This is a genomic window from Streptomyces sp. NPDC031379 (assembly GCF_055569615.1).
Genome location: NZ_JBVIIT010000005.1, coordinates 322,464 through 333,591, shown reverse-complemented (window position 1 = coordinate 333,591; position 11,128 = coordinate 322,464). Strand labels below are relative to the sequence as shown.

The following is an 11,128-nucleotide window of genomic DNA, read 5'->3' as shown; positions in this document are numbered from 1 at the left end:
AGGTCCGAAGCGGTACCAGCGCCAAGCCACGCCCACGCCCACCGCCCGCCCTCGTCCCCCGACCAGCACCCTCACCGACGGCCCTCCCCATCCGCCACAACCCGCAGCGGCACCTAGACCCGAACCGGCACCGAGCCACACACGCCCGCCACTCCCTCCTCGACCAGGGCCCTCATCGACACCCTCCGCCATCCGCCCGAACCGGCACCGAGGTCCGAAGCGGTACCAGCGCCAAGCCACGCCCACGCCCACCGCCCGCCCTCGTCCCCCGACCAGCACCCTCACCGACGGCCCTCCCCATCCGCCGAGGCCGGCAGCGGCGCCGAGGCCCCGTCCGGTGTCGGGGCGTGTTCGTGGAGGGGGCCGAGCGTCAGGCCCGCGGCACGGCAGTCTTCGACGACGGCGGGCAGGGCGGCCAGCGTGGAGTGCCAGCAGCCGGGGGCCGAGTGCCGGTCCGAGTCGTGCAGCAGGACCGTGCCGCCGCCGCGCAGGTCCGCCGCGACCTGTGCCCGTACGGAGGCCGGGGTGGCGTCGGCCGTCCAGTCCCTGCCCCAGGCGGACCACAGCACCGTCCGCAGTCCGGCCCGCCGCGCGGCCCACCAGCGTCCTGCGGTGAGGATGCCGTAGGGCGGGCGGTACCACCGCGGGCGCCGGCCGGTGACGGCGTGCACCGCGTGGACGGTGCGGGCGACCTCCTCGGCGTCGCGGGCGAGCGCCGGGCGCCAGGGCCGGTCGTGGGTCCAGCCGTGCACGGCGAGTTCGTGTCCGCGCTCCGCCGTCTCCCGGGCCAGGGCGGGATGGCGCATCACGTGCTCGCCGAGCACGAAGAAGGTCGCCCGCACTCCGAGCCCGTCGAGTGCGTCGAGGAAACACGGCGTGGACCGCGGGTCGGGCCCGTCGTCGAAGGTCAGTGCCACGTGGTCGCGGTGGCCGGTGCCGTGGAGCCCGGGGAAGAACAGCCTCCGTACGCCCGGAAGCCAGGTGGCCGCCGGGCCGATGTGCGCCATGGCGACGCCGGCCGGCAGCAGGACCGCCGCCGTCCGCCACGGGGGGCCGGACACGAGGGACATCGGAGCGCTACCTCCTTGGTGCGGGAACGGGCGGGCGCCCGGTCAGGGCCCTCGGGGCGTCGGCTGCCGTTCGCCCCGGTCCGGCGGGCGGCCCGGCACGGGCGTGTCCCATTCCCCGCGCAGGGACGGAGCACTGGCCAGGCCGATGCTGCCCGCGCCGATCAGGGCGATGCCGATCACCTCCGGTATCAGGCTCAGCCCGAGGCGGATCGTCTCGGCGAACAGGATCCCGCCGAGTACGACGCTGGTGAGCGCGTCGCCGAGGGTGAGGGCGGGTTGGGAGGCCGTCAGCGATCCGGCGCCGAGCGCGCCCTGGAGCAGCAGGAAGGCGACGAGCCCGGCTCCGCCGGTGGCGTACAGCGACCAGTGCGCGAACATCGCCCCGGGCCCGTCTCCGAGCTGTCCCACGGCCTCTTTGAGCAGCGCCGCGGTGGTGGCGAAGGCCACCGCGGAGGCGAGGCCGAGCAGCGCGGCCCTGGGCGCGCCCTTCGTCGGGCGGGCGGCCGCCACGAGCAGGACGACGGCGCCGAGCGCTCCGCCGCCGCCCGACAGCCAGGTCCGGGGCGGTGCGGACGGACGGCCGGGGGACGGCTCGGCCGCCAGGAGGAACAGGGACAGTCCGGCGGCGAGGGCGACGAACGCCAGCCAGGTCCGGCGGTCCGGGCGGCGCCGGAAGACCACACTGCCCACGACAAGGGTGAACAGCAGCTCGGCGGCGAGCAGCGGCTGGACGAGGGACAGGCTGCCCACGGCCAGCGCCCCCGCCTGCAGCAGGCTGGACAGCGCCAGCAGGCCGGCGCCCGCCAGCCAGTACGGACGCCGCAGCAGACGCGCGAAGCGGCGCACGGCGGACCCCGCCCCGGTGCCCCCGTTCGGCTCCTGCACGGCGGCCCGGCGCTGCAGCACCGAGGCGGACGCGTTGGAGAGAGCCGCGAGCAGGGCGAGCAGCACCGTGACGGCGAGCACGGCCGCTCACCCGAAGCGGGCGGCGAGCCGCCGGTAGAGTCCGGGCGCGGCGCCGCGCACCCGGGCGGGCAGGCGCAGCCACCGGGGGACGTAGACCTCGTCCTTGTCGTGCCGGACGGCGGCCCATACGGCGTCCGCCACGCGCTCGGCGGGTACCGGCCGCGGCCACGACCGCGTGTACGGGGTGCCCCGCCGGTCGAAGAAGGGGGTGGCGACCACACCGGGGATCACATGGCTGACGCCCACGCCGGTGCCGCCCAGCTCGTAGCGCAGGGCGTCGGCGAAGGTGCCCAGGGCCGCTTTCGCGGCGGAGTAGACGGCCTCACCGCGCACGCCCACGCTGCCGGCGAACGATCCGACGAGCACGATGCGCCCCGATCCGGCCGCGACCATGTGGGGCAGCAGGGTGCGCACCAGGTGCAGGGTGGCCAGCAGGTCGACGCCTACGACCTCGTCGATGTGTACCGGGGGCATGGCGGTGAAGTCTCCGGCCCAGCCCACCCCGGCGTCCGCCACCAGCAGGTCCACCCGTCCGAGGTGGGCGAGGGCGAGTTCGGTGAGCCGGCGGTCGGCGCCGGGCCGCGTCAGGTCCGCGGGCAGGGCCACCGCCCCGGCCTGGACGGCCACCTGCTCCAGACGGGTGACGTCACGTCCGTTCAGCGCCAGCCGCCAGCCCTCCTCGGCGGCCAGCCGACGCGCCACGGCCGCGCCGATGCCGGAGGAGGCGCCCGTGACCAGGGCGGTGCCTCCGGCCCGGTTCACGGCCGTCCCCGGAGCGGAGCCCGCCCGCTGCGCGGAGGTCGCGCCGGGCCCGATGCGGTTCGACGGTCCTGCGGGGGACGGGGCGTGGGACATGGTGACGACCTCGATGCGACGGTGTGCACGGGTTCGCGGACTCCGGGGCCGAACCCTCGCGGTGTATCCAGGGCGCCACAGACTGAAACACCGCGCACGGCGGAGCGGCTCGCGCCCGTCGCCGGGCCGGCGGGCTCGGCCGGTCCAGGCCCGCGGTCCTCTCCAGGGTCAAGCGAAACGTTGCCGTTTCGCTGACCGTGGTCTAAGGTCGACGTGTACGAAACGGTTTCGTTTAGGCGCCTCCGGCCGACGCGCTCTTTCCGCACGCCCCGCCTCCGCACGCCTCCGCAGTCTCAGTACGTCTCAGTACGTCTCAGTACGTCTCAGTACGCGAACGACCCCCTGGAGCAGTTCCTCATGTCCCAGAAGACCCTGACCGAAGGCTCCCTCGCGGGCGCCGCGGCGAAGGAACGGGCCACGGCCTCGCCCAAGCGGTGGTGGATCCTCGCGGTCATCGCCGTCGCCCAGCTGATGGTGGTCCTCGACGCCACGATCGTGAACATCGCGCTGCCGTCCGCCCAGACCGACCTCGGGTTCTCCGACGGCAACCGGCAGTGGATCGTCACCGCCTACGCGCTGGCCTTCGCGTCCCTGCTGCTGCTCGGCGGCCGGATAGCCGACCTGTTCGGCCGCAAGCCGGCCTTCCTCGTCGGCGTCGTGGGCTTCGCCGCCGCCTCCGCGCTCGGCGGCGCGGCGAACGGCTTCACCATGCTGGTCGCCGCCCGCGCCCTGCAGGGTGCGTTCGGCGCGCTCCTCGCGCCCGCCGCGCTGTCCCTGCTCAACACCACCTTCACCGACGCCCGGGAGCGGGCGCGCGCGTTCAGCGTGTACGGCGCGATCGCCGGTGCCGGCGGTGCCGTCGGCCTGCTGCTCGGCGGCGTGCTGACCGACGCGCTCGACTGGCGCTGGACCCTGTATGTGAACGTGGCCATCGCGGTCGTCGCCTTCGCGGGCGGCTGGATCCTGCTGGGCAACCACCGCGACGCGGCCGGCGCCAAGCTCGACGTGCCGGGCACGGTCCTGGTCGCCTCCGGTCTGTTCTCCCTGGTCTACGGCTTCTCCAATGCCGAGACGCACGACTGGGACTCGCCGCTGACCTGGGGCTTCCTCGTCGCGGGCGGTCTGCTGCTGGCCACGTTCACCTGGTGGCAGACCCGGGCCGCGCATCCCCTGCTGCCGCTGCGCATCCTGCTGGACCGCGACCGGGCGGCCTCCTTCCTCGCCGTGCTGATCACCGGCGCGGGCATGTTCGGTGTGTTCCTCTTCCTGACCTACTACCTGCAGCTCAACCTCGGCTTCAGCCCCACGAGGACCGGTGTGGCCTTCCTGCCGATGGTCGGCGCGCTGATGGTGACCGCGCAGGCCGGCACCACGATGCTGGTGCCCCGCCTCGGCCCGAAGACGGTCATCCCGCTGGGCTTCGCGATCGCCACGGCCGGTATGGCCTGGCTGACCGGCATCGGCCTCGGCTCGCACTACGGCAGCGCGGTGCTGCCGCAGCTGATCGTGATCGGCGTGGGCCTCGGCCTGGTCATGCCGCCGGCCATGCAGCTGGCCACGGGCGGGGTCGCGGCCGAGGACGCGGGCGTGGCCTCCGCGACCGTCAACGCCATGCAGCAGGTGGGCGGTTCGATCGGTACGGCCCTGCTGAACACACTGGCCGCGAGCGCCGCCACCGACTACCTCGCCGGCCGGGACGCCACGAGCCGGGTGGTGCGGGCGCAGGCCACGGTCGAGAGCTACACCACCGCCTTCTGGTGGTCCGCGGTCCTCTTCGCGGCGGGCGCGGCGATCGCCTTCGCCCTCTACCGGCGCGGGGTGCCGCGGCAGGACGCGAGCGCCGCACCGGTCGTCCACATGTGACGGCCGCCGGATCCGGGCCCGAGGGGCCGTCGTCAGCAGGGAGACGGCGGCCCCTCGCCCTGCCGCCCTGTCGGCGCGACCCCCGCGCCGGGCGACCGCCGCCGGGACCGGTGGCCCTCGCCCGGCGCTTGAGACGGCGCCGTCGGGTAACTCGTCGTGGATCAAGCGCACACGGCGAGGGAAGGAGGCGCCATGCCCGGCGGCAACGAGCACGAGGACCGGCCCGAGACGGCCCTGGAGGAGGTGCTCCGGGAGGTCGAGGAGGCCGAGAGGCGCGACGAGGACAAGGCCGGCCGGGGTGAGGCCGGGGACGCCATCACCCCGAACACCGGTGCCGAGGAGCAGGCGAAGGGCGAGGGAGACGGCTGACCGGGCGGTGCGCCCACGGGGTGCTCCGCCGGTGCCCGGGCCACCCCGCGCAGGTTCGCGGCCATGGCCCGGCCGGTGCGGTGCGACCGGTCACGGCCGCCGTTCCTCCTCCAGACAGTCGGGACCGGGGCCGGGACCCGGGTGCCAGTACGTCCAGGCCTGACCGGGGATCGTGTGGCCGATGTCGGCGAGGGCGCCCTGGATCTCGCTGATCACATGGTGGGCGCCGTCCTCGTTGCCGGTTGACGACCACGCCCGCCACCCGGTTGTGGGCGACCGGGCGGCCCTCGTCGTCGGTCTCCGACAGCATCGCGTCCGTCCGCTCCGGCACCCGCTGAGCCACGGAGGACGGGCGCCCGAGCCAGGTCGGCGAGGCGATCACCAGGATCTCGGCGTCCAGCGGCCTCTCGTGCACGCCCGGCCAGGCGTCGCCCTCCCGTACGGCCTCGCTGACCTCGCCGGGCTCGATCGGCAGGTCCACGGCCCGGACGACGTCCACGGCCACACCGTCCTTCACCAGCTGCCCGGTGACGACCTGGGCCAGCGCCTCGGTGGTGGAGGACTCCGGCGACTTCTTCAGCGTGCAATCGATCGCCAGTGCTTTCACGCGGTCCGGGTACCCGAGCGCCATGAACCACCACCTGCGAGGACCCCAGCTGCCCCCGCCCCGGGGACCGCTCTCCGCCGCGGTCACCGACTGTCTGCGCGGCGCCGGCCCCCTCCCCCGCCCCGTGGACGCCGAGGGCGCGGACCCCTACGGCGACGACCTGCACCTCGCCCTGTACCTGTGCTACGAGCTGCACTACCGCGGCTTCGCGGGCGTCGGCCCCCGGTTCGAGTGGGACCCCGAGCTGCTTCGCGTCCGCGGGGCGCTGGAGCACCGCTTCCTGTCCGCGCTGCGCACCGACACCCCGGTGCACGCGTGCCTGGACGACGCGCTCGGTGCCCTCCTGGTCGAACCGGTCGAGGGCACCGGGATCACCCACTTCCTGCGCGACGAGGGCGAGCTGTGGCAGCTGCGCGAGTACGCGGCCCAGCGCTCCCTGTACCACCTGAAGGAGGCCGACCCGCACGCCTGGGTGCTGCCGCGGCTGTGGGGCCGGGCGAAGGCGGCGATGGCGGCGGTGGAGTACGACGAGTTCGGCGGCGGCCGGGCCGAGCGGGTCCATGCGCGCCTGTTCGCCGACCTGATGGCGGACCTGGGCCTGGACACCGCGTACGGGCGCTATCTGGACGCGGCTCGCGCGGAAATGCTGGCCGTGGTCAACCTGATGTCCCTGTTCGGGCTGCACCGTGAACTGCGCGGGGCGCTGGTGGGCCATTTCGCCGAGGTGGAGATCACCTCCTCACCGGGTTCGCGCCGGCTCGCCGAGGCGATGCGCCGCACCGGCGCCGGCCCGGCCGCGGAGTTCTTCTACGACGAGCACGTGGCGGCGGACGCGGTGCACGAGCAGGTCGTCCGCCACGAGGTGATCGGCGGACTGCTCGCGGAGGAGCCGGAGTTGGCGGACGACATCGCCTTCGGCATCGATGCCACGGAGTACCTGGAGGACCGGCTGGCCCGGCGGCTGCTCACCGACTGGCGTGCGGGGCGGTCGTCGCTGCGCACACCACTGGAGCCGGATATGGCCCATACATCCTGAATGTCAGGGTACTCGCGGGCTGTGATCCCATGGGTGCTTCCGGGCGTGTACGCCCCGCAGGACGATACGGAGCTGCTGGCCGAGGCCCTCCGGGAAGAGGCTCTGCCGCCCGGCACGCCCGTGCTGGACGTGGGCACCGGAAGCGGGGCGCTGGCGCTGGAAGCAGCCCGGCGGGGCGCCGAGGTGACCGCGGTGGACGTCTCCCGGCGAGCGGTGTGGACGGCTCGGCTGAACGCCTGGCTGAGCCGGCTTCCGGTGCGGCTCCATCGCGGCAACCTCTTCGACCCGGTCCGGGACCGGGCCTTCGACGCCATCCTGGCGAACCCGCCCTACGTGCCGGCGCCCGACGCAGGGCGCGGCCCGCGCGGCCGGTCCCGGGCATGGGACGCGGGCCACGACGGGCGGCTGCTGCTGGACCGGATCTGCCGGGACGCGCCCACGCTGCTACGGCCCGGGGGTGTGCTGCTGCTCGTGCACTCGGCGCTGAGCGACCCCGACCGCACCCTGGAGCTGCTGCGTGCGGCGGGCCTGAAGGCCTCGGTGGTCCGGCGCCGCTGGATCGCCTTCGGCCCGGTACTGCGGTCCCGGGAGGACTGGCTGCGCCGGCGCGGGCTGCTCGAGGCGGCCGACGACAAGGAGGAGTTGGTGGTCATCCGTGCCGAACGAGTCCGCTGACGACCGGCCCCGCCGGATCAGCATGCGGCGGCAAGGGCCGCTGCTGGTGGAGGGGCCGGTGGAGATCGAACTGGAGGACGGCACCACGGTCTCCTCGGACCGTTTCCGTGTCGCTCTGTGCACATGCCGGCGCAGTCGCCGCTACCCGTGGTGTGACACGAGTCATCGACGCAAGGTCTGAACAGCGATTGAAACCGGTGGTTTTTCGCCGCTCCCCGGACGGCCCCCCACGGGCTGCCCGGGGAGCGGCTGTGTGCCCGGGAACCGGCGGGCGGCCCCACTCCGCCCGTCGGTCCCGGCGCGAGATCGCAGGTTCCCCGATCCAGAAGCCGCACTCCCCAGTTGCGGACCTGATCCGGCGTGCACGGAGACCATGCGATCCCGGTCCTCAGAACGCGAAGACGCCGCCCGCGGCCGCGTCCTTCACGCAGTTGTTTCCGAAGGTGCGCTCATAGGAGACGCGCTTGCCCTGCCAGACGCCCTGGACCGTGACGACCACGGGGTCGTAGACCTTGGTGCACCACACGTCGGCCTGATCCTTCAGGGCGTCGAAGTCGCCGCTGACGCCACGCAGTTCGGCGCATGCCCGGACCGCGGCGGGGTGGGTGCCGGAGGCCGTGGGGGCGCAGGTCAGCGTGACGGCGCGCTCCGGAGTGGCCGTGGCCACGTCGTTGCCGTGGCCGGTGGTGAGCACCAGCGCCGAGGGGGCGTAGAGCGACGACGGGGCGGCGCCCGGTGCAGCGACGGCGGCCCCGGTCAGGGGTCCACAGACGGCGGCGGCCGTGAGGCCGAGGGCCGCTGCCCAGCGCGCGGTGTTCCGCATTGTGTGCATCCTTCCGCTTGAACAGTCGAGGGTCGCCGGCCCCGGTCCGGTCGGGCGCCGGAGCGGCGAGCGCCACTCTGCCGAGTCCGCGAGCGAAATTCACATCGACCCCACATGTTTAGGTAACCTTTCGTGTTGAAGCAGTGGCGTGAAGTTACGGAATTCGAACACGTCGACCCCAGAACTGAGCGGTTCTTGATCGAGGGAGGTGATCGTATGGCCGAAAAACACCCCTTGGTTAATCGGCCTGAAACATTCCGAGTCTGCCCGCGGTGAACCCCTCCGTGACGCCTCGTGTTCATGAAACCGTCGGATCCCGGCGAGGCGCGGGGGGACGTGATCGCCGCCCCCGGGTGGGTGATTCCTCCACCGGCGGCGGCAAAGATGGATGATTCATCCTCTGGCCGGGCTCCTCGCCGGAGCCGTACCTTCGGCAGACCCCTCCGGGACGCCACCTCAGACCGCGTCGCACACCCCTGCGGCCGCGACGGTCGTCCGCCACCGCCGCGCCACGAAGCGCTCCATCGCCGCACTCTCGCTGGAGCCCGCCTTGACCCCTCAGCCCCCCGACTCCCCCACCGCGCCGCCGTCCCTCACCGAGGTCGAGCCCTACGGCGTCGAGCGGATCCCGGACGCGGACCGCACCGCTACCCCGCTCGACCTCTTCCGGGTCGCCTTCGGCGGTGCCAACACCTTCTCCACCTGCGTCCTCGGCGCGTTCCCCATCCTGTTCGGGCTCTCCTTCTGGCAGGGGCTCGCGGCCACCGTCCTCGGTGTCGTCGCCGGCGCGCTGATCCTGTGCCCGATGGCCGTGTTCGGGCCGGTCAACGGCACCAACAACGCGGTCTCCTCCTCCGCGCACCTGGGCGTGCACGGCCGCGTGGTCGGCTCGTTCCTGTCCCTGCTCACGGCCGTCGCGTTCTTCTCCATCTCGGTGTGGAGTTCGGGGGACGCCCTGGTCGGCGGCGCGCACCGGCTGTTCGGCCTGCAGCGCTCGACGCTCTCGTACGTCGTGGCGTACGCGCTGTTCGCCGGCCTGGTGCTCGCGGTGTGCGTCTACGGCTTCCGGTTCATGCTCTTCGTCAACAAGATCGCCGTGGTCTCGGCGACCGTGCTGTTCCTGCTCGGCGTGATCGCCTTCGCCGGGGACTTCGACCCGTCCTACGCCGGTGTGTTCACGGCCTCGGCGGACGCCTCGACCCGGTCACTCTTCTGGCCGTCGTTCATCGGGGCGGCCCTGATCGTGCTGTCCAACCCGGTGTCGTTCGGCGCCTTCCTCGGCGACTGGTCGCGCTACATCCCGTCCGGCACCCCGCGCCGCAAGGTGGTCGGCGCCGCGTTCCTCTCCCAGATCGCGACCCTGCTGCCGTTCGTCTTCGGCCTGGCGACCGCCAGCATCATCGCGACCAGGGCGCCGAAGTACGTCGACCCGGCCGCGCCCGACTTCGTGGGCGGGCTGCTGGCGATCTCGCCGGGCTGGTTCTTCCTGCCGGTGTGTCTGCTCGCCCTGATCGGCGGCATGTCGACGGGCACCACCTCGCTGTACGGCACGGGGCTGGACTTCTCCTCCGTGTTCCCGAAGCTGTCCCGCGTCCAGGCGACCCTGCTGGTCGGCGCGCTGTCCATCGCGTTCATCTTCGTCGGCCGGTTCGGCCTGGACCTCGTGCAGTCGATCTCGACGTTCGCCACGATGATCATCACCTGCACCACACCGTGGATGGTCGTGCTGATGCTCGGCTTCTGGACCCGGCGCGGCTGGTACGACCCGGACGCGCTCCAGGTCTTCAACCGCCGTCAGCGCGGCGGCCGTTACTGGTTCGCGCACGGCTGGAACTGGCGGGGCATGACGGCGTGGTGGGTGGCCGCGGTGATCGGCGTGCTGTTCACGAACATCCCGGGCCAGTTCGTCGGCCCGCTGGGGGACCTGGCGGGCGGCGTCGACATCAGCCTGCCGCTGGCCCTCGCGGTGGCCGCCGTCCTGTTCCTGACGCTGCTGCGGCTGTTCCCCGAGCCCCGGGCGGCGTACGGGCCCGAGGGTGCGCGGCTGGCCCGTACCGTCGAGGCGCCGGTGCCGCCGATCACCGGTCCCGGCGCCCCGGCGCAGGACGTGCCGGCCGTGCTCGCGACCGAGGGCGGCCGATGACCGCCTGGATCGATCTGTCGGTGCCCGTGGTCACCGGGATGCCCGTGTATCCCGGTGATCCGGAGGTCGCGGTCTCGCCCGCACTGCGGGCCCCGGCCGACGGCGTCAACGTCCTGGCTCTGCACCTGGGTTCGCAGTCCGGCACCCACGTCGACGCGCCGTACCACATCGACGACGCCTGGCCCCGTCTGGACGAGCTGCCGCTGGACCGGTTCGCCGGGCCCGCGGTGGTGGCCGACGTGCGGGGACTGCCCGCCCTGTCGCCGATCACGCCCGCCCTGCTCGCCCCCGCGCTCGACGCGCTCACGGCGACGCCCGGCGCGCTGCTGCTGCTCGTCACGGGCTGGGCGGCGCACTGGGGCACCGACACCTACCTCGCCCATCCCTGGCTGACCCCCGAGGCCGCGGGCGCCGTCGTGGAGGCCGGGGCCCGCACGGTGGCGGTGGACGCGCTCAGCGTGGACCCGACGCCCGGGCCCGGCGATCCGCACGCCGGGTCCGGACTGCCGGCCCATCGGGTGCTGTGCGGGGCGGGCGGGGTGATCGCCGAGAACCTCACCGGGCTGGAACGGCTGGTGGGCGCGGAGGCCGTCGAGGTGTTCCTCTTCCCGCTCCGGCTGCCCGGGGCGGACGGCGCTCCGGTTCGGGCGGTCGCCCGCGTCGGCTGAGGGCACGGGCGGACCGGGCGGGAACGCCAACTCGACTCCATCGGGGGAGAGTT

11 protein-coding genes and 1 pseudogene are annotated in these 11,128 nt (G+C 73.7%); 7 read left to right on the top strand and 5 right to left on the bottom strand.

All coding sequences use genetic code 11. From position 1 onward, the window contains the following. Nucleotides 1–281 precede the first annotated feature (281 nt). From ACZ5CW_RS10070 to ACZ5CW_RS10060, 3 genes are read right to left on the bottom strand one after another with little or no spacing between them, the layout of a single operon-like run. Nucleotides 282–1,070 carry a polysaccharide deacetylase family protein gene (locus ACZ5CW_RS10070; protein WP_468599814.1) on the bottom strand — a complete coding sequence of 263 codons (789 nt, stop codon included), beginning with the start codon at nucleotides 1,068–1,070 and terminating at the stop codon, nucleotides 282–284. A 42-nt stretch (nucleotides 1,071–1,112) separates the two neighbouring features. Continuing rightward, a complete protein-coding gene (locus tag ACZ5CW_RS10065; protein WP_468599813.1) occupies nucleotides 1,113–2,036 on the bottom strand; it encodes a DMT family transporter in 924 nt (307 codons plus the stop codon). 6 nt (nucleotides 2,037–2,042) lie between these two features. Continuing rightward, nucleotides 2,043–2,891: an SDR family NAD(P)-dependent oxidoreductase gene (locus ACZ5CW_RS10060; RefSeq protein ID WP_468599812.1), complete on the bottom strand. Its 849-nt coding sequence runs from the start codon at nucleotides 2,889–2,891 to the stop codon at nucleotides 2,043–2,045. 357 nt (nucleotides 2,892–3,248) lie between these two features. Here ACZ5CW_RS10060 and ACZ5CW_RS10055 point away from each other — a divergent pair, with 357 nt between their 5' ends. Both ACZ5CW_RS10055 and ACZ5CW_RS10050 read left to right on the top strand, forming a co-directional pair. Continuing rightward, nucleotides 3,249–4,754, top strand: coding sequence for an MFS transporter (locus ACZ5CW_RS10055; RefSeq protein WP_468599811.1), 1,506 nt, complete (start codon nucleotides 3,249–3,251; stop codon nucleotides 4,752–4,754). Nucleotides 4,755–4,946: 192 nt separating this feature from the next. Further along, complete coding sequence (locus ACZ5CW_RS10050; protein ID WP_468599851.1) at nucleotides 4,947–5,123, top strand: hypothetical protein; 177 nt, start codon at nucleotides 4,947–4,949, stop codon at nucleotides 5,121–5,123. Nucleotides 5,124–5,125: 2 nt separating this feature from the next. On the opposite strand, the pseudogene ACZ5CW_RS10045 reads toward ACZ5CW_RS10050, so the two are convergent. Next, nucleotides 5,126–5,730: pseudogene (locus ACZ5CW_RS10045) on the bottom strand (flavodoxin family protein); the annotation flags it as partial. Nucleotides 5,731–5,752: 22 nt separating this feature from the next. Here ACZ5CW_RS10045 and ACZ5CW_RS10040 point away from each other — a divergent pair. From ACZ5CW_RS10040 to ACZ5CW_RS10030, 3 genes are read left to right on the top strand one after another with little or no spacing between them, the layout of a single operon-like run. Then, entirely contained in the window at nucleotides 5,753–6,766 is a 1,014-nt protein-coding gene (locus ACZ5CW_RS10040; protein WP_468599810.1) for an iron-containing redox enzyme family protein, read from the top strand. Beyond that, the gene (locus tag ACZ5CW_RS10035) at nucleotides 6,767–7,441 is read left to right on the top strand and encodes a HemK2/MTQ2 family protein methyltransferase (protein ID WP_468599809.1); all 675 of its coding nucleotides are present in this window, start codon (nucleotides 6,767–6,769) and stop codon (nucleotides 7,439–7,441) included. It abuts the gene before it with no gap. Next, nucleotides 7,422–7,622, top strand: coding sequence for a CDGSH iron-sulfur domain-containing protein (locus ACZ5CW_RS10030; protein WP_468599808.1), 201 nt, complete (start codon nucleotides 7,422–7,424; stop codon nucleotides 7,620–7,622). The genes ACZ5CW_RS10035 and ACZ5CW_RS10030 overlap by 20 nt, the downstream gene beginning before the upstream one ends. 207 nt (nucleotides 7,623–7,829) lie before the next feature. Here ACZ5CW_RS10030 and ACZ5CW_RS10025 read toward each other — a convergent pair whose 3' ends face one another. After that, complete coding sequence (locus ACZ5CW_RS10025) at nucleotides 7,830–8,264, bottom strand: protease inhibitor (protein WP_468599807.1); 435 nt, start codon at nucleotides 8,262–8,264, stop codon at nucleotides 7,830–7,832. Between the two features lie 550 nt (nucleotides 8,265–8,814). Here ACZ5CW_RS10025 and ACZ5CW_RS10020 point away from each other — a divergent pair. Continuing rightward, on the top strand, nucleotides 8,815–10,407 hold the full coding sequence (locus ACZ5CW_RS10020; RefSeq protein ID WP_468599806.1) for a purine-cytosine permease family protein: 1,593 nt from the start codon (nucleotides 8,815–8,817) through the stop codon (nucleotides 10,405–10,407). Then, nucleotides 10,404–11,075, top strand: a complete 672-nt coding sequence (locus tag ACZ5CW_RS10015) for a cyclase family protein (protein WP_468599805.1) — start codon at nucleotides 10,404–10,406, stop codon at nucleotides 11,073–11,075. Before ACZ5CW_RS10020 ends, ACZ5CW_RS10015 begins: the two co-directional genes overlap by 4 nt. Nucleotides 11,076–11,128: the final 53 nt, after the last annotated feature.

Bases quoted from the DNA above. Each gene is read 5' to 3' on its own strand.
- ACZ5CW_RS10050 (WP_468599851.1), top strand. From the start codon at position 4,947: ATGCCCGGCGGCAACGAGCACGAGGACCGGCCCGAGACGGCCCTGGAG.
- ACZ5CW_RS10035 (WP_468599809.1), top strand. From the start codon at position 6,767: ATGTCAGGGTACTCGCGGGCTGTGATCCCATGGGTGCTTCCGGGCGTG.
- ACZ5CW_RS10070 (WP_468599814.1), bottom strand. From the start codon at position 1,070: ATGTCCCTCGTGTCCGGCCCCCCGTGGCGGACGGCGGCGGTCCTGCTG.
- ACZ5CW_RS10040 (WP_468599810.1), top strand. From the start codon at position 5,753: ATGAACCACCACCTGCGAGGACCCCAGCTGCCCCCGCCCCGGGGACCG.
- ACZ5CW_RS10055 (WP_468599811.1), top strand. From the start codon at position 3,249: ATGTCCCAGAAGACCCTGACCGAAGGCTCCCTCGCGGGCGCCGCGGCG.
- ACZ5CW_RS10060 (WP_468599812.1), bottom strand. From the start codon at position 2,891: ATGTCCCACGCCCCGTCCCCCGCAGGACCGTCGAACCGCATCGGGCCC.
- ACZ5CW_RS10015 (WP_468599805.1), top strand. From the start codon at position 10,404: ATGACCGCCTGGATCGATCTGTCGGTGCCCGTGGTCACCGGGATGCCC.
- ACZ5CW_RS10025 (WP_468599807.1), bottom strand. From the start codon at position 8,264: ATGCGGAACACCGCGCGCTGGGCAGCGGCCCTCGGCCTCACGGCCGCC.